General features: G+C 69.9%; 27 protein-coding genes. 8 read left to right on the top strand and 19 right to left on the bottom strand.

Annotated features, from left to right (window positions below):
* Nucleotides 1-261: 261 nt before the first annotated feature.
* The 4 genes from ACIBG8_RS03950 to ACIBG8_RS03935 all read right to left on the bottom strand — a co-directional run bounded on the left by ACIBG8_RS03950 (nt 262) and on the right by ACIBG8_RS03935 (nt 2048).
* Nucleotides 262-564 (bottom strand): winged helix-turn-helix domain-containing protein, encoded by a 303-nt coding sequence (locus ACIBG8_RS03950; RefSeq protein WP_397340979.1) that lies wholly within the window; start codon nt 562-564, stop codon nt 262-264.
* Nucleotides 564-1019, bottom strand: coding sequence for a hypothetical protein (locus ACIBG8_RS03945; RefSeq protein ID WP_397340977.1), 456 nt, complete (start codon nt 1017-1019; stop codon nt 564-566). Before ACIBG8_RS03945 ends, ACIBG8_RS03950 begins: the two co-directional genes overlap by 1 nt.
* Before the next feature lie 103 nt (nt 1020-1122).
* The gene (locus ACIBG8_RS03940; protein WP_397340976.1) at nt 1123-1476 is read right to left on the bottom strand and encodes a hypothetical protein; all 354 of its coding nucleotides are present in this window, start codon (nt 1474-1476) and stop codon (nt 1123-1125) included.
* Nucleotides 1473-2048 (bottom strand): TetR/AcrR family transcriptional regulator, encoded by a 576-nt coding sequence (locus ACIBG8_RS03935; RefSeq protein ID WP_397340975.1) that lies wholly within the window; start codon nt 2046-2048, stop codon nt 1473-1475. The genes ACIBG8_RS03940 and ACIBG8_RS03935 overlap by 4 nt, the downstream gene beginning before the upstream one ends.
* 116 nt (nt 2049-2164) lie before the next feature.
* On the opposite strand from ACIBG8_RS03935, the gene ACIBG8_RS03930 reads away from it, so the two are divergent.
* A complete protein-coding gene (locus ACIBG8_RS03930) occupies nt 2165-3385 on the top strand; it encodes an FAD-binding oxidoreductase (RefSeq protein WP_397340974.1) in 1221 nt (406 codons plus the stop codon).
* A gap of 15 nt (nt 3386-3400) precedes the next feature.
* On the top strand, nt 3401-3793 hold the full coding sequence (locus ACIBG8_RS03925; protein ID WP_397340973.1) for a DUF3291 domain-containing protein: 393 nt from the start codon (nt 3401-3403) through the stop codon (nt 3791-3793).
* A 41-nt stretch (nt 3794-3834) separates the two neighbouring features.
* Here ACIBG8_RS03925 and ACIBG8_RS03920 read toward each other — a convergent pair whose 3' ends face one another.
* Nucleotides 3835-5439: a hypothetical protein gene (locus ACIBG8_RS03920; protein ID WP_397340971.1), complete on the bottom strand. Its 1605-nt coding sequence runs from the start codon at nt 5437-5439 to the stop codon at nt 3835-3837.
* Nucleotides 5440-5528: 89 nt separating this feature from the next.
* On the opposite strand from ACIBG8_RS03920, the gene ACIBG8_RS03915 reads away from it, so the two are divergent.
* Nucleotides 5529-6074 (top strand): RICIN domain-containing protein, encoded by a 546-nt coding sequence (locus ACIBG8_RS03915; RefSeq protein ID WP_397340970.1) that lies wholly within the window; start codon nt 5529-5531, stop codon nt 6072-6074.
* Nucleotides 6075-6092: 18 nt separating this feature from the next.
* On the opposite strand, the gene ACIBG8_RS03910 is transcribed toward ACIBG8_RS03915, so the two are convergent.
* From ACIBG8_RS03910 to ACIBG8_RS03890, 5 genes are all read right to left on the bottom strand, one after another.
* On the bottom strand, nt 6093-6686 hold the full coding sequence (locus ACIBG8_RS03910) for an MFS transporter (protein WP_397340969.1): 594 nt from the start codon (nt 6684-6686) through the stop codon (nt 6093-6095).
* A gap of 537 nt (nt 6687-7223) precedes the next feature.
* Nucleotides 7224-7982: a hypothetical protein gene (locus ACIBG8_RS03905; RefSeq protein ID WP_397340968.1), complete on the bottom strand. Its 759-nt coding sequence runs from the start codon at nt 7980-7982 to the stop codon at nt 7224-7226.
* Nucleotides 7979-9202, bottom strand: a complete 1224-nt coding sequence (locus tag ACIBG8_RS03900) for an NRAMP family divalent metal transporter (protein WP_397340967.1) — start codon at nt 9200-9202, stop codon at nt 7979-7981. The genes ACIBG8_RS03905 and ACIBG8_RS03900 overlap by 4 nt, the downstream gene beginning before the upstream one ends.
* Entirely contained in the window at nt 9199-9618 is a 420-nt protein-coding gene (locus tag ACIBG8_RS03895; RefSeq protein ID WP_397340966.1) for a hypothetical protein, read from the bottom strand. Before ACIBG8_RS03895 ends, ACIBG8_RS03900 begins: the two co-directional genes overlap by 4 nt.
* A 131-nt stretch (nt 9619-9749) precedes the next feature.
* Nucleotides 9750-10340: a TetR family transcriptional regulator gene (locus ACIBG8_RS03890; RefSeq protein ID WP_397340965.1), complete on the bottom strand. Its 591-nt coding sequence runs from the start codon at nt 10338-10340 to the stop codon at nt 9750-9752.
* Between the two features lie 79 nt (nt 10341-10419).
* Between ACIBG8_RS03890 and ACIBG8_RS03885 the strand changes: the two genes are divergently transcribed.
* Entirely contained in the window at nt 10420-11349 is a 930-nt protein-coding gene (locus ACIBG8_RS03885) for an oxidoreductase (protein WP_397340964.1), read from the top strand.
* Here the strand turns inward: ACIBG8_RS03885 and ACIBG8_RS03880 are convergent.
* The 4 genes from ACIBG8_RS03880 to ACIBG8_RS03865 form a co-directional block, all read right to left on the bottom strand.
* On the bottom strand, nt 11342-11617 hold the full coding sequence (locus ACIBG8_RS03880) for a YidB family protein (protein ID WP_397343890.1): 276 nt from the start codon (nt 11615-11617) through the stop codon (nt 11342-11344). The two genes, ACIBG8_RS03885 and ACIBG8_RS03880, sit on opposite strands and share 8 nt — an antisense overlap.
* A gap of 112 nt (nt 11618-11729) precedes the next feature.
* Nucleotides 11730-12158 (bottom strand): hypothetical protein, encoded by a 429-nt coding sequence (locus ACIBG8_RS03875; protein WP_397340963.1) that lies wholly within the window; start codon nt 12156-12158, stop codon nt 11730-11732.
* A gap of 471 nt (nt 12159-12629) precedes the next feature.
* Nucleotides 12630-13772, bottom strand: coding sequence for a right-handed parallel beta-helix repeat-containing protein (locus tag ACIBG8_RS03870; protein ID WP_397340962.1), 1143 nt, complete (start codon nt 13770-13772; stop codon nt 12630-12632).
* A gap of 89 nt (nt 13773-13861) precedes the next feature.
* Nucleotides 13862-15244 (bottom strand): MFS transporter, encoded by a 1383-nt coding sequence (locus ACIBG8_RS03865; RefSeq protein ID WP_397340961.1) that lies wholly within the window; start codon nt 15242-15244, stop codon nt 13862-13864.
* Nucleotides 15245-15323: 79 nt separating this feature from the next.
* Between ACIBG8_RS03865 and ACIBG8_RS03860 the strand changes: the two genes are divergently transcribed.
* On the top strand, nt 15324-15893 hold the full coding sequence (locus ACIBG8_RS03860; RefSeq protein WP_397340960.1) for a TetR/AcrR family transcriptional regulator: 570 nt from the start codon (nt 15324-15326) through the stop codon (nt 15891-15893).
* Here ACIBG8_RS03860 and ACIBG8_RS03855 read toward each other — a convergent pair.
* Entirely contained in the window at nt 15862-16362 is a 501-nt protein-coding gene (locus ACIBG8_RS03855) for an SRPBCC family protein (protein ID WP_397340959.1), read from the bottom strand. The genes ACIBG8_RS03860 and ACIBG8_RS03855 overlap by 32 nt on opposite strands.
* A 119-nt stretch (nt 16363-16481) precedes the next feature.
* Here ACIBG8_RS03855 and ACIBG8_RS03850 point away from each other — a divergent pair, with 119 nt between their 5' ends.
* From ACIBG8_RS03850 to ACIBG8_RS03840, 3 genes are read left to right on the top strand one after another with little or no spacing between them, the layout of a single operon-like run.
* Nucleotides 16482-17228 carry a lysostaphin resistance A-like protein gene (locus ACIBG8_RS03850; protein ID WP_397340957.1) on the top strand — a complete coding sequence of 249 codons (747 nt, stop codon included), beginning with the start codon at nt 16482-16484 and terminating at the stop codon, nt 17226-17228.
* Nucleotides 17229-17231: 3 nt separating this feature from the next.
* Entirely contained in the window at nt 17232-18419 is a 1188-nt protein-coding gene (locus tag ACIBG8_RS03845) for a sensor histidine kinase (RefSeq protein ID WP_397340956.1), read from the top strand.
* Nucleotides 18383-19027, top strand: a complete 645-nt coding sequence (locus tag ACIBG8_RS03840; RefSeq protein ID WP_397340955.1) for a LuxR C-terminal-related transcriptional regulator — start codon at nt 18383-18385, stop codon at nt 19025-19027. The genes ACIBG8_RS03845 and ACIBG8_RS03840 overlap by 37 nt, the downstream gene beginning before the upstream one ends.
* Before the next feature lie 7 nt (nt 19028-19034).
* On the opposite strand, the gene ACIBG8_RS03835 is transcribed toward ACIBG8_RS03840, so the two are convergent.
* From ACIBG8_RS03835 to ACIBG8_RS03820, 4 genes are all read right to left on the bottom strand, one after another.
* Entirely contained in the window at nt 19035-20384 is a 1350-nt protein-coding gene (locus ACIBG8_RS03835) for a M1 family metallopeptidase (protein ID WP_397340954.1), read from the bottom strand.
* 24 nt (nt 20385-20408) lie between these two features.
* On the bottom strand, nt 20409-20897 hold the full coding sequence (locus tag ACIBG8_RS03830) for an FBP domain-containing protein (protein ID WP_397340953.1): 489 nt from the start codon (nt 20895-20897) through the stop codon (nt 20409-20411).
* A gap of 13 nt (nt 20898-20910) precedes the next feature.
* The gene (locus ACIBG8_RS03825) at nt 20911-21537 is read right to left on the bottom strand and encodes a DUF998 domain-containing protein (RefSeq protein WP_397340952.1); all 627 of its coding nucleotides are present in this window, start codon (nt 21535-21537) and stop codon (nt 20911-20913) included.
* A 66-nt stretch (nt 21538-21603) separates the two neighbouring features.
* Nucleotides 21604-22005 (bottom strand): hypothetical protein, encoded by a 402-nt coding sequence (locus tag ACIBG8_RS03820; RefSeq protein WP_397340951.1) that lies wholly within the window; start codon nt 22003-22005, stop codon nt 21604-21606.
* Nucleotides 22006-22057: the final 52 nt, after the last annotated feature.

Below are 22057 nucleotides of genomic sequence, written 5' to 3'. Positions count from 1 at the left end.
GGTCTCCGGGCTGGGTCCAACAAGATCTGGTAAGGCGGACGCTAGAGGGCGGGTAAAGAGAAGGTAAAGAACGTTTGTTGAACTGTGATCTATCTGCTCATTGAGCACAGCAGGAGCATGGATAATACCTGGCCCGTAATGGCCTCCCCGTCCCCTGCGGCTCAGGGTCCGAGCAGGGGCGGGCGGCCCGGCACGCTGGACAGGCCCGTGGAGTCCGTGAAGGTCAGCCCGGAAAGGTCCAGGACCAGCTTCGGCGCGTGGTCAGGGAGGCGAGGACTGCGCGGCTGCGACGATCCGCTGCAGCGCCGCCGCGTGCCGTACGAAAGCCTGCCGGCCCGCCGTGGTGAGCTGCACGTAGGTGCGGCGCGCCCGCTTGTCCTGGTCCTTGCGCACCGCGACGTACCCGGCCTCGGCCAGCGCCGAGACCTGCTTGGACAGCGCGGAGTCGCTGGTGCCGATCGTGTCCCGCAGGAAGGCGAAGTCCACCCAGTCGGCCGGGGCCAGCAGCGCGACGATCGACAATCGTGCGGGAACGTGCAGGAACTCGTCGAAGTTCGCGTCCATCAGCGCAGGACGTCCCTGAAGACGCGGCGGGTCAGCGGCGTCAGGGCGAGGTAGGTCAGCGCCGTCGCGGCGGCGGCCAGGACGCTCTGCGACACCAGCCCGTGCGCCGGCACGTCGAACAGGGCCCAGGCGGCGATGCGGAAGGCCCCGAAGAGCACGCAGACAACCACCAGCAGACCGGCGTAAGGCAGCAGCTCGAGGCCCTTCGGCTTCCTGCGGACCAGCGCCCAGTGCTCGTGCACGACCCCCGCTCCCGCGAAGAGGCCGAACCCGAGGACAAGGGCAATGGTGTTCCACGGGCGATCGAGGTCACCCGACGCGAATCCCACGAAGAGGCCCAGGGCGGCTGCGAGCACGTAGGAGCGGGCGAAGGCGTGGCGGGCGATCTCCTCCCGGGTTCTGTCCTGCATGCGGCGCATCTCTTCAAGGGTGTCCTGCGCATGGTCGGCGTTCATGATCCGTCCTTGGTCGACGACTACTTTCCTGTGAAGAAAGTAGCATGTACTTTCCTCACAGGAAAGTGGCACGGCGGCGCGGTCTTCAACCCCTGCGCACGTGTCACCGGCCGCCGACGAAGTACCTGGCGGGGATGAAGAGCTCGTGCCCGGTGTCGAAGAGCACCCGCACCCCGGCGCTCGTCCACTCGGTCGACTTCACGGAGGTGGCGGACGTTTCGATGTCCACCCAGTGACCGTAGGAAATGCCGGGATCCCGACCGGCGAAGATCTTGTGCGACTCCCCGAACAGGGCACGCTCGCGAACCAGAGCGAGCACGTGCCGGGAACCGTCGGCGTACGCCACGGTGGCCGGCTGATCGCTGCGATAGACCACCTCGGACCGCGGCCACCGCGCCCCGACAGACAGCACCACACCCAGCACGACGCCGAGAACGACCAGCCCTAAGCCCTTCATCTACGGCCCGTGGCGTTGAGGACTGCGTCCACCACCATGTCGGCGTACGCGGCGTCGATCGGCCGGCCGGTGATCAGCAGCCGGTACCACAGCGGCGCGATGAGCATGTCCTCGATCAGGTAGGGGTCGAGGCCGACCAGTTGCCCCCGCTCCTGCCCGGCACGGATCCGCTCGCGGTTGCGCTCCGACAGGGAGACGTGGACCTGGGCGTGGAGGATGGCGGCGAGGTCGGGGTCGTGCTGGGCCGAGCCGATCACGCCGGCGACGATGCCGCGCAGTTGCTCGTCGGTGAAGATCGTGGTGACGGTGTGCATCCAGGTGCGGATGTCGGCCGCGAGATCGCCGGTGTCGGGGATCATGAAGTACGGCTCGCCCATCTGCTCGGTCACCGCCTCCAGGATCAGCGTCCCTTTCGAGGGCCACCAGCGGTACAGCGTCGGCTTGCCGACCCGGGCGCGGGTGGCGATCGCCTCCATGGTCACCGCGGCGTAGGAGCGCTCGGCGCACAGGTCGAGGGCGGCCTGGAGGATCGCCGCTCGTGAGCGCGGGCTTGCGCCGGCCTTTCCAGTCACGCGTCGAAGCTACCACAGAACGTGACGTTTCGTTCTTGACAGCGGGATCGCGGGCCTGACTTAATACCGCTCTGAACGTAACGTTACGTTTTCTAGCAGGAACCCTGGAGCAATACGTGAACGCCCTCATCTCTGACACCGTCATGCAGGCTCCGACAAGCAGAACGAGGAACACCATCCGCGGACGGGTTCACCTCCCCGGCGAGGCGGGCTTCGACGACACCGTCGACCAGCGAGTCGTGGCGGTCGTCGAGGCCGCCGGCGTCGACGACATCCGCGCCCTGCTGCGCTTCGCCGCCTCCGCCGGAATCCCGGTGACCACCCAGCCCGGCGGCAGGACCGGGGGCTCGATCCTGCTGCGTACCGGCCGCCTCAACGAGATCGCCGTGGACCCCCGCACGCGGATCGCCCGCGTCGGCGCGGGCGTCCGCGCCGGGGAGGTCCAAGCCGCCGCCTCCCGGCACGGCCTGACCGGGACTCCGGGCAGCTCTCCTGCGGTGTCGGTCACCGGCTACCTGCTGGGCGGCGGGCTGGGCTGCTTCGCACGCGAGTACGGCTGGGCCGCCGACCACGTGCGCGCCTTCGACGTCGTGGACGCCACCGGCCGACCCGCCCGGGTGAGCGCAGACTCCGACCCCGACCTGTTCTGGGCGCTGCGCGGCGGTGGCGGCGACTTCGCCATCGTCACCGCCGCCGAGTACGCCCTGCACCCCGAGCCGCTCCTGTTCGGCGGCCGCATGACGTGGCCAGCAGAGCGAGCGGCCGAGGTCGTCGACGCCTTCCGCGCCATCACCGCCGACGCCCCGGACGAGCTGACCGTCTCGGTGGACCTGCTCCCGCTCCGACGAGTCGCCGTGGACGCCACCTACCTGGGCGAAGAGGCCACGGCGCGGGACCTGCTGCACCCGCTGGACCGGATCGGCGATCTGATCTCCGACAGCCGCACGATGACGCCGATCACCGCGGAACCCATCGCCCGCGCGGAACTCCTCACCGACCTGGACGACGTCGCGGTCAAAACGCTGCTGTCGGCCCCGTTCCGGGTCCGGATCCGCCACCTGGGCGGGGCGCTGGCACGGCACTCGGACACCCCGCACGGCGCGGTGTCCGAGCAGTACGCCGTCCACCTCTCCGGAGCCATCCGCGACCGGCAGCACGCGCTGATCGCCGCGCTCGGCGACAAGGTCACCGGGCGCAAACCCTTCGCCTTCCTGGCGCCAGGCGAGAGCGCCGCGCAGGCGTTCTCCCCCGACACCATCGACCGCCTGCGGCGCATCAAGCGCGAGCGTGATCCCAAGGGCGTCTTCCGCAGCAACTTCCCCGTCCTCGCCCGATAACCCAGGAGTACTTCCATGCCCACCCTGCCCTGGACCACCCCCCACTCCCCCGAAGGACACGAGACCGCGCTGATCATGGCGTCGCGCTTCGAGGTCCGCAGCTTCAAGGACGTGCCGCGGTTCTTCCTCAACTCCCTCGCGGCGTGGCGTCAGGTCCGTAAGGCCCCGGGAGCCTTCGGCGCCTCACTCGTCGCCCGGCCGTTCAAGCGAACATTCCAGACGTTGTCCGCCTGGGAGAGCCGTGAGCACCTCATGGCGTTCGTCAACACCGAGCCGCACCGCGCCATCATGAAGGCGATGCGCCCCACGATGAGCGACTCCGCGTTCGTGTTCTGGAACGTCTCCGCCACGGATCTCCCGATCACCTGGGCCGAGGCCGAGCGACGCCTCGACGAACAGCAGGCCTGACCAGAGGCCGCCCGCAGGACACCTCATTGCCCCATGTGCGGCTATCCGAACGGCCAGGAGGAGGGGCCCGTCCCTCGGTAGCAGCAGGTGGCGCCCGTCGTGATCCGGGCGCGCAGCGTCGCGCCGATCGCGGGATCGGTCTCCGTGACGCGGTCCAGCGCGCGCCGGATGGCCCGTCCCACCGCGATCCTGACCCGCTCGCCGTCCCCCGGTCGCGACTCGGGACGAGCGGCGGCGGCCAGGTCACCGGCCGCGATCGGACGGCCAGGGGAGGCCAGCAACCGGGCCAGATGGTCCATCCCGACGCTGTGCGCGACGAACATCGCCCGGTCGTTCATCGCCAGCCGCCACCCCCCGCCCTGGCGCCGCAGGACCAGCGCGGGCTCCTCCGACGGCAGCGTCACCGCACCGCCGGAGGCGAGCGTGCGCGCCTGGGCCAGGCGCGCGCGTGACAGCGCCGCTGCAGGCGCGTGCCCCAGAGCAAGGTTGTCCTGTACGGCAGCGCGCAGGTGTTCGACAGCCGCCTCGCTGTCCCCGCCGGTCAGCGCCAGCACGCCGAGAGCGTGCTGGACGGAGCCCAGGCAGGTGACGCCGAAGCTGGCGAGCACCGGCAGGTGCGCGTACGGGGCGAGGAGGGGGTAGGCCTGGGCCGAGATCGTCGCGTCCCGCAGCAGGAACGCCGCCTCGGCCACGCAGTACATCGTCACGAGCCAGCTGCTCGTCCGCGGAATCGCGGCGAGATCGCGGCCGCACAGCCGCGCCAGCATGGTCTTGGCCAGCCGCCGCTGGCCCACGGTGGCGGCCGCTGCGGCCAGGATGGCGAAGAAGGAGTTGTCCGTCGCGCCGAGCAGCCTGGAATTCACCAGCTCGGACAGGAGCGGCACCAGCTCGCCGATCCGGCCCTGGTACCAACGGATGGTGGCGAGCTGGCCCAGGTGCCGCGCCTGGACGGAGTGGTCACCGGCCGCCGCGCCCAGCCGGGCGCACGCGGACGCGAGCTGCTCGGCGTGCCTCAGCCGCCCGCTCCTGATGGCGAGCATCACCTCCAGCCCCGCGGCGACGAACCCGGCCGCCAGGTGGTCCGCGGCGGTCAGGTGGGAGCGCAGCTCTCCGAGCGCCCGTTTCGCCCCCGGGTCCCCTGCCATGAACAGGTCGACGGTACGCAGCAGCGACGCCATCAGCGGGTCGCACCGGCGACCGGTACGAGGTGCCTGGGCGATCAGTTCCGTGACCAGCGCGGCGCGCAGTTCGCCGTGCGGCGGGCCCATCGCGCAGTGGTAGGCCATCCGCAGCGCCTCGGCGAGCGCCACCGCGTCGCCGTACCGCCGCACCTGGGGCAGGAGGGCGAGGATCGCGGTGTGGCTTCCCGCGCGGTAGTCCTCTTCCGCGGCCAGCCTCGCGCGTAACCGCAGGGCGAGCGGCGAGCCGGCGTCGATCAGCGACAGGGCGCGCACCTGACGTCCCCGCACGGTCGCCGCCTCGGAGACCGTGCGGTGCTCGTGCACCCACAACCCGCTCAGCCCCAGCGCGGCCGCCGCCGTCGACTCAGGCTCGTGTGCCTCCTGGTAGGCGGCCTCGAAACACGCCCGCGCGGCCCCGAGATCGCCGCGTACGGATAACTCGTACTCTCCAGCCTCAAGCGACACCTCGAAACCCTACCGGGGTAGTTGTTACAGCTGGAGGAACGGAGCGGAACGCCATCCGGACGAAACGTTCACCCCATCAGGAGGAAATCGTGCGCCGCTCATTCCTGGCCATTCCCTTCGCGCTCGCGCTGACGTTCGGGCTGCCGGGCGCCGCCCAGGCCGACCCGTCGACCAACATCCGCACCAGCGCCTCGTTCAGCGCCAAGTGCATCGGCCTGGCCGACAACGGCAGCACCGCCAACGGCACCAGGCTGGTGCTGTGGGACTGCCACGGCGGCATCGACCAGTACTGGTTCGGCAGGTCTGACCATTCCATCCGCAGCCTCGCCAACAGCGGCAAGTGTGTGGGACTGGCCAACAATGGCAGCACTGCCAACGGCACCAAGCTGGTGTTGTGGGACTGCCACGGCCACAACGACCAGATATGGGCCTTCACCCCTGCCGGCGACGCCCGCAGCTACCAGATTCGTAACTTCCCATCCGGCAAGTGCGTGGGTCTGGCCAACAACGGCAGCACCGCCAACGGCACCTCCCTGGTGTTGTGGGACTGCCACGGCGGACCCGACCAGGGGTGGCTGCTACCCGCGCCGTACGACAACGGGAACGCGCAGGCCCGCTACGGATTCACGCACTGACAGCGAAGGCCCCGAGAGTCATCTCGGGGCCTTCCCCGCGCCGGTCGTCATCTCTTCCCGCCCCTGTACGGCCGCGATCACCACCACGACCACCAGGGCCACCGCGACCAGCGGCAGGCCCGCCAGGAAACCCCACCGCCACGACAGGTACTCGGCCGCGATCCCGCCCACGAGCGGCCCCGCCACGAGCCCCACCAGGATCGCCACGACGGGAACGGAGATCGCCCTCCACAGTTCCGGCCCGGGGAAGGAGGCCCTGATGAGACCGGTCCCCGCCCACAACACGACCGCCCCCGCCAGCCCCTGCAACGCCCGGCCGCCGACCAGCAGGCCGGGCATGGGAGCCAGGCCGCACAGGGCGGTCGCGAGCCCGAAGGCCGCCAGCCCGAGAGCCACCGACACGACCAGCAGGACCCGCTGCCGACGGGGCGCCGGAACGAACGCGCCCGCGAACGCCAGCAGCGGGACGTACACCCCCACCTGCAGCGCCGAGCGGGACACCGCGAGATCAGCGCCGACCATCGGCATGATCGTGATGACCATCGTCGCGTAGACCGACACGAGCAGGGCGCACAAGCTGAGGGCGGCGAGCAGTAACCAGCGACTGGACATGCCGGAGACCCTAGTGGTTTACGGCGTATACATGACATGTATACGCCGTAAACCTGACAACCGCCGAGCGAATAGCCTCCGCCGCAGGGCCTGGTCCTGCCCTACCTCAACGGCCGCATCGCCCTGCCGGAACCCGACTTCCGCCGCCTGTGCGAAAGAACCGCGAGAAGGATCATCCATGGCCTCCAGGCCTGGTCTGGCCGCGGCGGCCTCCGCCGTCCGCCGGGCTCTCACCCATGGGTGGCGCCCCTGCCTCTACTGTTGATCGCCCCCAGGGTGAACGCGGCGGGTGCGGCATTCCTGGCCTACCAGCTCAGCCGGGGACCACGTCGTACGCCTGGTTGCGCGTGGTCTTTACGGTCGCCGCGGTGCTCGCCACGCGCCGCAGCAGCACCTGATCTTGATAACGGCGTAGACGATCGCACCGATCACCACCGCCAGCCCCCGGACGATCCGCCGCGACACGCTTCTGCTCATGGCCCCAGGCTGGACGCCACCGATAGACGATTCATCATCAATCCGTAATCGGCCTCCAGGTCAGTAGTCCAGCTCGGTGAGCGGCGCCAGGTCGGCCTCGCTCACCGCGAGCCTGATGCCGTCCTCGCCGAGCGCGGCGATCTGCTCCCAGACGACGAACCTGCTGTTCCTGTGCAGCCGCCTGACCAGCGCGCTGACCAGCCACGGAGCCCTGCCTCCCGGGCCGCGCTCGTAGCCGAACAGCTGGCCGGTGTAGCGAGGGCTCACGATCAGGCCGGACAGTTGGAAGGCCAGTTGCGTACGCATCAGCATCGGCCCGTCCTGGCGCAGCCGTACGTCATGGACATTGCCCACGACGGCGCCCGCGGCGTCGGTGACGGTCACGCCCAGCAGGCCGCTCAGCCGGGGCGCGCCCGGCTCGGCCTTGACGGGCTCGCCTTCCTCCTCGTCCTGCGAGCCGGAGCCTGGGATGCGGGAGATGACGTTCTCCCTGGTCCAACGTTCGAGCGCAGGCTCGGCCGGATCGCCGCCGACGGTGATCGCGCTGCCCAGCTCGGTGACCAAGCCCATCGGGATACGCCTGGGCTGCGGGTCCGCCTCCGGCCGGAACAGCGCGGTCGTGGCCGTCATCAGCTTCCCCGGGAGGCCGCCGAGCCGGGGGCCGAGGGCGAGCGGACCGGCCAGGATGGCGGAGACGTACGGCCGCTCGCCCGCCAGCTCCAGGTCGTCCACCTTGCACACCAGCCGCCCCGTGCTCGCCCTGACGACCTGCCGGTCGAGCAGGTGCAACCCGGCGTGTATCTCCCTCGCCCCGTTCACTGGCCCGCCTTCGTCGCGATCATCAACGGGATGGCAGCGACCGCCACGACGAGCAGCACGACCATGTAGAAGGTGCCGAGCGCGTTGCTGAACCTGCCGTTGACGTGCTCGCCCATGTAGTCGGGATCGTTGGCGATCATGAGGACGGGCAGGTAGGTGAGCGGGAGCGCGGCGGCGGAGAAGACCAGCGAGTACTCGGTGACCTTGATCGGGTCGATGGTGGTCAGGATCAGCGCGGTGGCGACGATCACGGCGACCAGCACGGTCGTGTGGAACCTGGCGGCGTCGACCGGCTTGACGTACTTGCCCCACTGCCAGCCGAAATACTGGCTGAAGGTGTAGCCGGACGACAGCGCGGTCTCCAGCGTCGCCCCGAACGTCGCGGCGAACACCCCGAAGATCACCGCGACCAGGCCGACCTTGCCCAGCGCGATGCCCGCGGGCAGCAGCATCTGGCCCAGTGTGTCGACCTGCGCGCCGACCGGCAGGAAGATCACCGCCGCGCATCCGGCGATCGCCAGCGACAGGAACCCGCCCAGCGGGAAGCCGACGAAGACGTTGGCCCACGCGACCAGCAGGTCCTTGCGCGTCCACTTCTCCTCGACGCCGCCGGAGGAGAAGAAGAACACCTCGTACGGGGTCATCGCGCCACCGAGCAGGGCGATCGCGTAGTACCAGTAGGTGGCGGCGCCCTCCTGCTCCGGCGGGCTGAACAGCTGACCGCCCAGCTCGCCCCAATCGGGCCCGAGCTGCCACAACGCCACCGCGAACGCCACCAGCGCCAGCCCGGCCAGCCCGAAGACCCGTTCCATGGTCTCGAACTTGACCCGCCACATCACCAGCCACGCGACGAACGCCACACCGGGCACCCAGATCAGGTAGTTGACCCCGGTGACCAGTTCGAGCGCGAGCGAGGCGCCACCGATCTCGGCGGCCAGGGTGAGCAGGTTGATGAAGAAGGAAGCGCCCAGGTTCACCAGCCCGGCGCGCGGGCCGAGCCGCTCCCTGACCAGGTCGAACACCGGCCTGCCCGAGACGGCGGCGATCCGCCCCGACATCTCGGCGAACAGGCAGATGCCCACCACGCCGACCACCACCACCCAGGCGAGCGACATCCCGAACCTGGCGCCGACCAGGGCGTTGGCCACCAGGTCACCGATGTCGACGAACCCGCCGAAGGCGGTCAGGATGCCCAGGGTGACGGCGAACAGCTTCTTCATGCCATCGCCTGCAGCTTCCTGGCCAGGTCGTCCAGTTGCCGTACGGCTCGCGCCGGATCCTCGATGCCGTCGCGCCTGACCTGGATGAGCAGCTCGTCCACCTCGTCCTCCGCCTGCTCGGTGAGGTCGAGGAGCCGCTCGCGCAGCTCGTCCGATCTGCCGGTCGGCGGCTGGACGGCGCCGAACTGCGCGTTCACGCCGCCCACGTCCTTGGCGGCCTCGGTGAGCAGGGTCTTCAGGTAGGGGGTGACCAGCCGATGCTCATCCCGTACGGCCAGCCGTACGATCTCCAGGGTCGACGCGACGGACTTGGCGCTCTCCTGCGCCTTGAGCTCGTAGTCGTGCTCGTCCCACGCGGGGCTGGCACATCCGGCCAGCACGAACGCGGCGGCGGCGAGCACGAGCAGCCGTCTCATACCCGCCCCCGCAGCAGGAAGTAGGCGAGCAGGCCCAGGAGCGCCAGCAACTGCGCCCATGCCACCAGCAACACCAGCCCCTCATCGGTCACATGGGGCTACTGCCCCGGTGATCGGCCTTCAGTCGCTGGTCAGTCCAGGGCCGGGGCAAGGAGGGCGAAGGCGCGGTCGGTCAGTTCAGAAGGTTCCTCGGCGCCGCCGCTGGCGCTCCACCGCTGCAGCACGGCGTCGAAGGCGGCGAGCGCCATCCCGGCGGCGAGCCCCGGATACAGGTCGGTGCCGAGGTCGAGCCCTAGGCGCTGCGCCAGCCCCGCCGCCAGGTCCTCGCGCCACTGGTCCTGGCGCTCCAGGAAGCGCCCGCGCAGGGCGGGGGTCCGCAGGATCAGCTGAACCACGCGCAGCGCCCTGTCGGAATGGTCGGCGCACGCGGCCATGGGCACCCAGACGGTGTGCCGCAGCGCCACGGACGGCCGTTCCTCCGCGGGGCGAGCCGCCAGCGCGGCGCGCATGCCGTCGCCCATGTCGGCGAGGAACTGGACGACCACGTCCTCCTTGGAGGCGAAGTAGCGGAAGAACGTCCGTTTCGACACGCCCGCAGTGGCCGCGATCTCGTCGATGGTGACGGCGTCGAACCCCTTCAGCGCCAGGAGCTGCAGTGCCGCTTCGCTCAGCTCGTCGGAGACGAGCTGGCGTTTGCGCTGGGCCATGCTGATCGAGCTCACCCCACGACCCTACCGCATGCCATCCACGGCACTTAGTAGCGCATTGACACCCAGTGCCATAGGCGACAATGTGTGCAGCATGTCGAAAAAGCAGCATTGGACAGCCGACCAGATCCCTGACCAGTCCACGCGGGTATCCGTCGTCACCGGAGCCAGTAGCGGCCTAGGTTTGGCCACCGCCAGGGCGCTCGCACGCAAGAGCGGGCAGGTGATCCTCGCGGTACGCGACGAAGCCAAGGGCCGCCTGGCCGCCGCGCGGATCACCGCCGACCACCCTGGCGCCGCGCTCGAGGTGCGCCGCCTCGACCTGGCCGACCTCGATTCCGTCCGGGAGTTCGCCGATGGGCTGCGTGCCGATCATCCGCGGCTGGATGTGCTCGTGAACAACGCCGGTGTGATGGCCCCGCCGCGCACGCTGAGCGCGCAGGGCCACGAGCTGCAGTTCGCCTGCAACCACCTCGGCCACTTCGCGCTCACGGGTCTGTTGCTCGATTTGCTGGCCGAGGGCAGTGATTCCCGCGTGGTCACGGTGACGTCGACCAACCACCGGCAGGGACGCCTCCACCTCGACGACCTTTCCGGGGAGCGCTCGTACTCACCCATGGGGTTCTACAACCAGTCGAAGTTCGCCAACGCCGTCTTCGGCTGGGAACTCCACCGGCGGCTGGCAGCATCCGGGGGTTCTGTGCGCAGCGTGCTCGCGCACCCCGGCTACACCTCCACCAACCTCCAGAAGGGCACGCCGGTCGCCCTGGTGAAGGTGCTGTTCGGCCGCGTTCTCGCCCCGCTCGCCCAGTCCCCTGAGCAGGGGGCGCTGCCTCAGCTGTACGCGGCCACCGCTCCGGGGGTGAACAGCGGCGAGTTCATCGGGCCCGGCGGGTTCGCCGAGCTACGCGGCGCTCCGACGCGGGTGCGCCTGTCCACCGCGGCGGCCGACCCCGAGACCGGCCGCCGTTTGTGGCAACTGTCGGAAGACCTCACCGACGTACGGTTCCTGAACCTCATCTGAGGGAGATCTGGTGCGGGTGGGAGTGGGGCTCGATCTCGTCCCCGCCGACGATGCGGACGTTGAGCTGCGGGTCGACCTGCCCGTCCGGGGAAGCCTGGTCGACCACGTCGGGGAGCGCGCCGGCCACCGCCTCAGCGAACGCCGCGGGCTCGACTCCGGCCTCCTGGGCGACCAGGGCGAGGCTGGCGGGATCCACGACGGTCAGCAGCTGTTCCGCGGTGATCGGCTCGTTGGCCCCGCCAGTGAGCCAGGACCGCGCCTGCGGCAGCTCACCCAGCGGGACGGTGACGACCGAGCCGGCTGCTTCACGATCAGACGCACAGTACCCATCGAGTCCGACATGAAGGCCATCGTCGCAGAACCCAGCCCCGCCGGCGGTCCTATCCGCCAGGAGAGGTGAGATGCCAGACCTTGAGCAGCGCCTTGGGCACCGCCGACAGGTCGCCGCCGGTGTCTCCGACGTGCACCCACCTCCCCTTGGCCTTGCGCTTCCAGATGTGCGGGCCGTCCTGGTAGCTGATCTCGTCGCCCTTCACGCCCACCTGCCCCAGGGCCCAGTACACGTGGTTCAGCTCGCCGTAGTAGACGTGCGTGGGTCCGTCGACCTGGCTGCGCTTGAAGTGCGTGGAACGGTTCCAGTAGGCGTCGCCGAGCGCCTTGCGCACCGCGGGGGTGACCTTCAGATTGCGCGCCTTGGGAGTGGAGGCCTGAGCCACCAGCTGCGCTTGGTGAGTGGACGCCTGAGCGGCGGGGGCGATGCCGAGCGGCAGGGCGAGAGCGAGCGCTGCCGTCGTTAAGATTCTCTTCATGCCTGTTGGAGTCACCCCAGGCGAGAAAGGTTCGCCCCGGACCTCGGCGCGGGCCGTCCCTGGACGGAGGCTAGTTGTCCGAGTGCTCCTCAACCCATGCGCGTGAGATGCCGCGGAAGTTGGGCGTGCTCGGGCACCTCACATACGAGCGGCTGTACCCGCCTGCCCATTGGCCGCGTCGCGTCAGGTCCGGTGCGGCGTCGTCATTGCACCTCACGACGATGCGATGAGCCCACTGCACCCAGTCAGGAATTGGCCCGGCGGACGGACACATGGGCGGCGGTGGTGAGGAGCTGAACTCCCGCTACGATGACGGCCGTGACGGCGGCCGCTGCGGTCAGCTTCCTGGCGGAAAACAGTCCTCTCACCGTGTTTGCCTCCGAGTCCTGGTCCCGATGACCTCCAGCACCCACGTGCTGCGGGCCACCGGGATGGAGGCGCTTCTCGATTCCTGATCGATCTCGTCGCGCGTCAGTGGCAGACCAGCGGAAGAGGCTGCGGACCGCAGGGGTGTCCGCGGTTGGCGCCGCCGTCGATCACTCCTGAGGGCGGCGAGACCCAGATGAAGTGTCCGGCGTTGTGCTTGCCGACATTCCCCGTCAGGGTGATCGGGGAGGTCGCGCGGCCGATGTGGATGGCGCCGCGTACTGGATAGCCCGCCTCGTCGGTGAGCCCGCTGGGATCATGGCCGTTCCTCTTGAACACGTTGCTGCTGAACGACTGCGTGGAGGAGGTGGAACGCTGGACGTAGATTCCGGCGGTGCCGTTGCCGGTGAACCGGTTGCCGGTGATGGTGGCGTCCATCAGGTAGCCGTACACGCCGATCGAGTTGTCCTTGAACGTGTTGTCCTCGATGACGGCGGCCGGTGCCCAGCCTGCCCGCACCGCGATGTCGGCGTTCCTGAAGACGTTGTCGCGCAGCACGAGGTTCCAGCTGTTGTTGTCCGCGCTGACCGGGGCGTTGTCGAAGACGTTGCCGGTGACGAGTCCGGCGTTGCCCTCGCTGAAGGAAAGGCCGCCCGAGGTCAGCTTGCTGGAGGTGAGCGTCGTGTAGGTGTTCAGGGCCGAGACGCTGTGCAGGGCGCAGCGGTCGATGGTCAGGCGGATCTGGCGGACGACGACGGCGTCCACGGCGCACCGGTGGCCGGAACCGCCGATGGACAGCTCCGGCCAGGCGCCGCCGCGAAGCCGTACGGGACCTCCGGTGATCGTCATGTCGCGGAGGTCGAGGGTGATGTGCGGGCGCAGGTCGTCAGCGCCGACGCTTGTGGCGAACCCTTCGATCCGGCCGTCGCGGATGACGGTTCCGGTCCAGGCGGTGCCTGAGGGGCCGACCTGGACGCCTGTGCCGCTGCCCGCGCCCCTGATGGTGTGCTCGGCCAGGTCGATGGTCACGTTGTCGGCGCCGATGATCAGCCCGTCCCCCGGGCACGTCAGGTCCTCGGTCAGGGTGACGCTGGACGTCAGGGTGCTCCCGCAGGTCACGGTGACGTCCGCAGCGGACGCCCGTGCGGGCCACAACAGCGCGGGCCAGAACAGCGCGGGCAGCAGGAGGACGGCGCAGCCTGCCCGTACGAGCCGGCGCCGTGCCGTGCGGAACCTCTCAGCGTGCATGTGCCCTCCACCCTCGATCGATGAAATGCCTGCCCCTTCTCTTCGCCGAGCACGGTCGATCATTACCGTGGTGGCCACATCAGGACATGTCAGCCCACTGGCTGCTTGGCCCGGACGGCTGCCGGTGTCCGGGCCGCCGTCAGCCACAGGCCTGTGAGTACGGCGCAGGCCAGGGTCACGGCGCCCGCCGCGAGGAAGGCGGTGTTGAGGCCGGATTCGAAGGTCCCGCCGCCGGACTCCCGCGCGTGGACGATCGCCCCGAGCACCGCCACGCCGAGCACCGCGCCGATCTGCCGCGTGGTGCTGCTGATGCCCGAGGCGAGACCGCCCTCCTGCGGGCTGACCGCCTGGATGGCGGCTCCGGTCAGCGGTGACATGGTGAGGGCGAACCCGATGCCGGCGACCGCCAGCCGCCACCACACGTTGCCGTAGCCGGTGTCGGCGTGGACGAGGCCCAGGGCCAGCAGCCCCACCCCGGCCAGCGCCAGGCCGATGCTGACCACGACGCGGTAGCCGTACCTGGCAGCCAACCTGCCCGCGAACGGGCTGACGATCACCATGGCCAGCGAGACCGGCAGGGTACGCAACCCGGCGACCATGATCGACGTCCCCTGAACGTAGACGAAGAACTGGGAGAAGAAGAACGACGACCCCATCAGCGCGAACCCGACCACGACCATCGCCGTGTTGGACACCGTGAACAGCCGCCGGCGGAACAGCCGCAGCGGCAGCATCGGCGTCGGCACCCGGCCTTCGACCACGACGAACGCCGCCAGGAGCGCCAGCCCGGCAAGGAAGCTGCCCAGAATCACCGGCGAGGTCCAGCCTCGGGAACCGCCCTCGATCAGGCCGTAGGTCAGGGCCCCCACGCCCGCGACGGACAGGAGCGTGCCGGGCACGTCGATCGGCGGCGCGCCCGGGTTGCGCGACTCCCCCAGCAGGCGCAGCCCCGCCAGCAGCAGGATCGCCCCGATGGGCGCGTTGACCAGGAAGATGGCGGGCCAGCCGAAGGACTCCACCAGGATCCCGCCCGCCAGCGGTCCTGCGGCCAGGCCGATGCCGCTGAACCCGGCCCACAACCCGATCGCCCTGACGCGCTCCCTGGGAGCGGGGTACGCAGCAGCGAGCAGCGCCAGCGAGGCGGGGCTCAGTGCAGCGGCGCCGACGCCCTGCAACACCCGCCCCGCGATCAGCCAGCCGATCGAGGGCGCGAACGAACACACCACCGACGCCGCCGTGAAGATCACCACCCCGGCCAGGAACACCCGCCTGCGGCCGAACCGGTCGGAGAAGACGCCTCCCGACAGCAGCAACATGGCCACCAGCAGCACGTAGGCGTCGACGATCCACTGCAGGCCGGTCAGCCCGGTGTGGAGCCGCTGCTGCATGTCGGGCAGGGCCGCGCCGACGATCGTGTTGTCGAGCAACACCATGAACTGACCCGCACAGGTCAGGGTGAGCAACGCTTTCACGTACATCCCTCCTAAAAGCAGCCAATAGCTGCGTTTAGGGAGACTCTAACGCAAGTGTCAACTGCGTTAAGGTGGGAGTATGGATGAGCAGGAGCGAGCCAGGCGGCCCGGCGGCCGCAGCGCCCGGGTGCGCGCGGCGGTGCACCAGGCCGTCACCGACCTGGTCAGCGAGCGTGGCTACGGGAACTTCACCGTCGGCGAGGTCGCGGCCCGCGCAGGTGTGGCCGACACCAGCCTCTACCGGCGGTGGGGCAACCTCCAGGCCCTGCTCAGCGATGTGCTGCTGACCCGGCTCAACACGCAGGCGCCGATGCCCGACACCGGGAGCCTGGCCGGTGACCTGCGCACCTACGCCACCAACGTGGCCCGCGAGGTCACCGGACCCGACGGCCTGGCGCTGGTGCGGCTGACCGTCGCGCTGTCGGGCGAGGGCCAGCAGGGCCTTCAGGCGCGTGACGAGCTTCTGGCCGACCGCAGGAGGCAGTTGCAGGTCATGCTCGACCGTGCACGCGACCGCGGCGAGGAACCGCCCGACGCGCTGGAGGTGCTGGACCATCTGCTGGCGCCGATCTACATGCGCGTCCTGTTCGGCGTGGGGCCGCTCACTCCTGACTACCTCAACGGGCTGGCCGATCGGTTGGGTCGTTGAGTGCCATCCGGGCGGCGCGCATCTGCGCGTACATCTCCCACGGTCCCTGCGGGAGGACGCGCCCGGTCTCCAGGAACGTCTTGAGGTTGGACAGCACGCACGGCCATCCGGCGGAGACGGAGACGAGTTCGTCGTGGTCGCTCAGGTTCTCGTGCGTGACGGTGAGCCGGACGATGTCGCCGTGCGGCTCGATGTCGAAGGTGACCCGGCCGGGGCCGAGGGGCCGCTCCTCGTTCGGGCCGGTCCTGGTGATCACCAGCCGCCTGGGCGGCGCGGCCTCCAGCACCGTGCCGACGAGGTCGACGATCCCGGAACCGTCGGTGCGCGGATGCTCCCAGGGTGATCCGACCTTCCAGTCGGAGACGTTGCAGTGCTCCGCCCAGTATGCGGCGCTCACGTCGGCGTCGGTCAGCGCGTGCCAGACCCGCTCCGGCGTGGCCTGGATGAAGGTGACGTACACATAAGGCATGCCGTACTCCTCTTTACCTTGAGCCATCAAGGTAACATTGAGGACCTGGTGCTGGGTACACCCCTGTTCTGTTGCCAGGTCCAGTGGAACGGGCTCCGCCGATCGGCATCGTCGAGCACATGCGGAAAATTCTTGGAATCGGCGGCGTCTTCTTCCTCGTCGCCCTGCTGGCATCCGGGGCGCTCAACGCCGTACAACCCCTGACCGGGGTGCCGGCCGAGGTCATCCAGCTCACCCAGTTCGGCCCGGCGCTCGGAGTCGCGGCCGTGGCGATCTTGTGGCCCGCCGCGGTGCGTTCGGCGCTCGCCGGAGCTCTCGGGGCCGTCCGCGGCGCTGGCGGCCCCGCCCTGGTCGCGCTGGCCCTGCTGGTCGTGGCGCTCTGCGCCACCGCCTACGGCGTCATCACCGGAGATCCCCACTTCACCTCCCCTGCCGACCTGGGCCATCCCGTCGCGCTCGTGCTCGTCGCCCAGCTGGCCGGGGCGTGCGGCGAGGAGGTCGGCTGGCGCTGCCTGCTGCAGCCGCTCCTGCGCACCCGCTTCGGCCCGCTCGCCTCGTCGGTCGTGACCGGGCTGCTGTGGGGCGCCTGGCATGTTCCGGTCTTCGGGCGGGGGCCGGTGTACGCGGGCGGGTTCCTGCTGGCGGCCGTGTCCCTGTCAGTGGTGCTGGGGCTGGCGCTCGACCGGGTGCGGTCGGGGAGGCTGCTGCTCGCGGGCGGGTTCCACACGGTGATCAACATCGGTCTGCTGCTGTTCATGGACGAGGAGAGCGGGGCTGCCGTCCCCATGGTGGCGTTCGGGGCGGCGAGCCTGGCGGTGGCGCTGATGGTTAGGCTCCAAGGTGCCCGGAATGCGAAAGTGAGCTGATCCTTGTTCGCGCCCCTCAGGCGATGCCTGCTGCTCAGCCTGCTCGCCCTGGCGGTACCCCTTGTGGGCGGGCTCGTGGTCCTGGCCGTTCTCCTGCTGCCCGTCGGCCTGGGATTCCTGCTGCTGCCGCCGGCCGCGGTGATGTTGCGCCTCCTGTCGGACCGGGCCCGCGCATGGACACCGGCCGCCGTGACCGGGCCAGAGCCACTCAAAGGCGACCGGGCACCCGCGATCCTGGGCGACGAGGGGTTCTGGCGCGACCTGATGTGGGCCTGGCTGGAGCCGGTGACCGGCGGGCTGCTGGTAACCCTTCCGCTCCTGCTCGTCGAGTACGGCGCGATCGGCGTGGTGATCGAACTGGTAGCGCCGCAGGCCGACTGGTACGGGTTCCTCCCCGGTCACAACCCGGTCGCGGGGGCGGTGCTGGGGCTCGGGCTCGCGGTGGCAGGAGTGGCGCTCGCGCCCGCCGTACTGCGGCTGCACGCCCGGTGGAGCCGATGGGCGCTGGCGGCGCCGCGCAGCGTCGAGCTGGTCAGGCGGATCGAACACCTCACCGAGGCCAGAGCGGAGGCGCTCGACGCACAGAGCGCCGAGGTGCGGCGGATCGAACGCGACCTGCACGACGGGGCCCAGGCGCGGCTCATCTCCCTGGGCATGGCGCTGGACGGCGCCGCCCGGCTGCTCGACAGCGATCCGGCCACCGCCCGCGACCTGCTCACCGACGCGCGCCAGAACGCCGCGCAGGCGCTGGACGACCTGCGCGACCTGGTCCACGGCATCCATCCGCCCGTGCTCGCCGACCGCGGCCTCGGCGACGCCGTACGCTCCCTTGCCCTGGACAACTTCCTCGACGTCCACGTCGAAACCACGTTGCCGGTACGGCTGCCGCCCCCGGTCGAGGCGGCGGCCTACTTCGCGGTCAGCGAAGTCCTGGCCAACGCCGCCAAGCACGCCGCCGCCCGCGAGGTCAGGATCGTCATGGCGGCGCGGGACGCGGAGCTGCGGATCACCGTCACCGACGACGGGCGCGGCGGGGCCGACCTCGCCAAGGGAACCGGACTGCGCGGCGTGGCGCGCCGGTTGGATAGTTTCGACGGCGTGCTCGCCCTGCACAGCCCGCCTGGCGGCCCCACCACCGTGACGATGGAGATCCCGTGCGCGTTGTCCTCGCAGAAGACCTCTTCCTGCTGAGGGACGGCCTGGTCCGCACGCTGACCGAGCATGGCTGCGAGGTCGTGGCGGCGGTCGACAACGGGCCCTCCCTGTTGCGCGCGCTGCTGGAGGAGCAGCTGGACGTGGCCGTGGTCGACGTACGGCTGCCACCCACCTTCACCGACGAGGGGCTCCAGGCCGCGCTGCGGGCCAGGCGGCAGCGGCCTGGCCTGCCCGTTCTCGTCCTGTCGCAGTACGTCGACCAGCTCTACGCCCACGAGCTCCTGGCCGACGGCGACGGCGCCATCGGTTACCTGCTCAAGGACAGGGTCACCAACACCGAGCAGTTCGTCGACGCGGTACGCAGGGTCGCGGCGGGCGGCACGGTCATGGACCAGAAGGTCATCACCAAGCTGCTCTCACGCAGCGAGGCCCGCGGCATGATCGCCTCCCTGACGCCCCGCGAGCGCGAGGTGCTGGAGCTGATGGCCGAGGGACGGTCGAACACGGCCATCGCCGCGCTCCTGCACGTCAGCGAGAGCGCGGTGGCCAAGCACACGGCGAACATCTTCGGCAAGCTCAGGATCACCGCGTCCGCCGACGACAACCGCCGCGTCCTGGCCGTCCTGGCCTACCTCAAGCGCTAGCCGTACGTCATGAAGGGGTTGTGGGCGAGTCGAGCCACGCGGAGATCAGCGAGGTGAAGTCCTCGCCCGTGCTCGTGTTGAGCCACGTGGTGAACGACGCCCTGTCCTGGGTGGTGTCGCGGTGTTCCTGCGCCCACGCCCGCATGGTGGCGAAGAACCGTTCGTCGCCCAGCCGCGTGCGGATCTCGTGCAGCATCAGCGCCGGTCCGTAATAGACGTTGCTGTCGGCGAACCTGTCGCGCTTGTAGTGACCGGGCGGCCCCGAGGTCTTGCGCAGCTTCCTGTCCCGCCCGCGCGCCCACGCCAGCGTCTCCTCCATGCTGGTCCACTCGTGCTCGCTCACCCAGAGCCACTCGTAGTACATCGCGAAGCCCTCGTTCAGCCACAGGTCGCGCCACGTGCGCGGGGTGACCGCGTTGCCGAACCACTGGTGGGCCATCTCGTGGGCGATGATGCTTGGCCGCAGGAACTCCGGCGACAACGTCACCATCTGCTGCGTCTCCATGCCCGTCTCGCTCGTCACCACCACGCCCGCGCTGGGGAAGGGGTAGGGGCCGAGGCGCTTCTCCAGCCAGCGCAGGACGGCGGGCGTCTTCCGCAGGGTGGGCAGGAGTCCTGCCTGGTCCTCCTTGCGCACCCAGTAGGTGATCGGGAGGTCGTGCGGGCCCCCGCCGGTGAACTTCCGGTACCGGTCGACGGTGAACAGCGTCACGTAGCTGGCCACGGGGTGGGTGGAGCGCCAGCGGAAGGTTCCGCCGTCGCGTCCCGCGTAGGCGCCGTGCGCGACGGCCGCCCACCCCTTGGGGACGGTGATGGCCACGTCGTAGAGCGCCTCGTCCGAGGGCAGGTCGTTGACGGGGAACCAGGTGAAGGCGCCGTACGGTTCCTGCAGCGCCCACGCGCTGCCGTCTGCGGCTGCTCTCAGCCCGACCAGCCGCAGGTCGCTGCGGTGCTGCTTGGTGCGCACCGCCTTGGGCCCGCCGTGGTAGCGCACGACCACCTCGGTCTCGGCGCCCGCCGCCAGCGGGGCGGCCGGCCGTACGACGAGGTCGTCTCCCGGGTGGCGGGAGGTGGCCGGTTCGCCCGCGACGGTGACGGCGTCGGCCTTCAGCGCACGGCTGAAGTCGAGGGCGATCGTGTCGAGACGCTTCACCGCCCGCACCTTGAGCCGTGCGGTGCCGGTGAGCTCGCGCCTGCCGGGGTTCCAGTCCAGCTTCAGCCCGTAGTGCAGGACGTCGATGTCGGCGTTGCCGTAGGCGGGGAAGACCGGGTCGGCGACCGGCTCCGACCGCCCGTCCTGGGGGACGCCTGGAACGGCCGTCGCTGCGGCCAGCAATAACGCGGTGATCAAGTGCACCGGGCCACCGTAGCGGCAGACGTGTCAGCCGTTGAACACGCGGTCGACGAACAGGCCTAGGTTGACCAGCATCCGATCCACCCGCTCCTCCAGCGTCAGCGTCTCGAACTGCACCCCGAGGTCCGTGAGCTTCTTCCCCCTGACGTACAGCGGGCACTGCAGGTCGGCGCACATGTAGGTGCCCACCGTGTTTCCCAGCCGTCCCGACGCGCCCGCGCGCGGGGCCACGAACAGCGCCACGCCCTGCCCGGAGTGCGCGCTGACGCACACCGAGCAGACCGTGGACTTGGTGAAGCTCCTGGTCACTTCGGTGGGAAACCGCAACGTCACCCCCACCGGCTCGCCCTTGCGCTCGGCCACGATGTAGCCGCGCTCGGGCGCGCCCGGATCCCGCCAGCCGAGGAAGTCGAGATCCTCCCAGGGGACGTCGCGGGGAAGGTTGATCCGGCTCGCCTCGCCTTTGGAGCAGTTGACGAAGGATGCGCGGATCTGTTTGTCGTTGAGCGGTTCCACATCACGGAACGTATCAACCGGCGACCTGGTCGTTCGAGCCAATTACCGCCGCCCGCCTGGCCTCCCTCAGCGCGACGGCGGTCAGCCAGGCGAATGCCGCCACCACCGCGATCCGGTCGGACAGTCCCGCCACGCCCACGAAGCCGGCCGTCTGCGCCGTCCCCACGGCGGACACCACCATCGCCGCGACGAAGACCACGGCGGTGCCGACGCTGTAGGCCACCCAACCGCGCGCCATCACGATGCAGGCCGCCACGAACGCGATCGCCGCCACCAGGGCGAAGAGGTTGTGCAGCATCCCGTGGACGGTGCCCACGGGATACAGCGGGGTTCCGGCGGGATAGCCGCCGACCGGGTCGGTCGTGAAGAACGCGGTGCCGAGGAATCCGAGCCCCCACACCCCGATCAGCACCGACCCGGCCTTGCGGACCTTCCACAGCCCGGCCGCGAGCGCCAGGCTGAGCGCTCCGGCCAGGACGAAGTTGACGACCTGCACCGATCCGCCCGGCCCCAGAGCCAGGGAGCTGATCGGATGGCGCATCGCATCGTAGGACTCCCTCGTGGCCCCCACCACGAGGAAGATCAGCACGAACAGCGGCCCGGCGAACGCCCCGGCACGCAGCAGTGTTCTGTCAGTCATGGGGGTGACCGTAGAGAGCCCGCCAGGTTGGCACCATCCGGAATCCCCCTGATACACCCCTACGGGTCAGGTGTACTGCGCCGGGCTGGTGGACTCGGCGATGATCGTGTTGCTGGAGTTCCAGACGCGGATCCGGCTGTAGTAGGTGCGCCCGCCGACGGCGGGCTCGCCCACCGCGGCCAGGAACCCGGTCCTGCACGAGATCTGGGTGCTGCGCAGGGTGCTGCCGCTGCGGTCGATCAGCGCGACGGAGATGCGGGCGCAACCGGGCACGCTTGCATTGAGGTAGCCGTCGGCCACCACGCTTCCGTTGCTGACCACGCTGATGCACGCCCGCACCTCCCACGAGGGCCAGTTGCCGCAGCCGCCGCCACTGGCGGCGTGTGCGGCGGGTGCGGTGGTGAACATCGTGGCAGCGGCGGCTCCGGCCAGGCCGAGGGCGGTGAGGGTACGGCGAATGTTCGTCATGACGATGATCTTCACTCATTGGATAGAAGCGTTATCTAACTAGGAATGATCT

The organism is Nonomuraea sp. NPDC050556, assembly GCF_044457355.1.
Taxonomy (GTDB): Bacteria; Actinomycetota; Actinomycetes; order Streptosporangiales; family Streptosporangiaceae; genus Nonomuraea.
The sequence above is the reverse complement of the archived record's forward strand: the minus strand, read 5'-3'. Positions and strand labels throughout refer to the sequence as shown.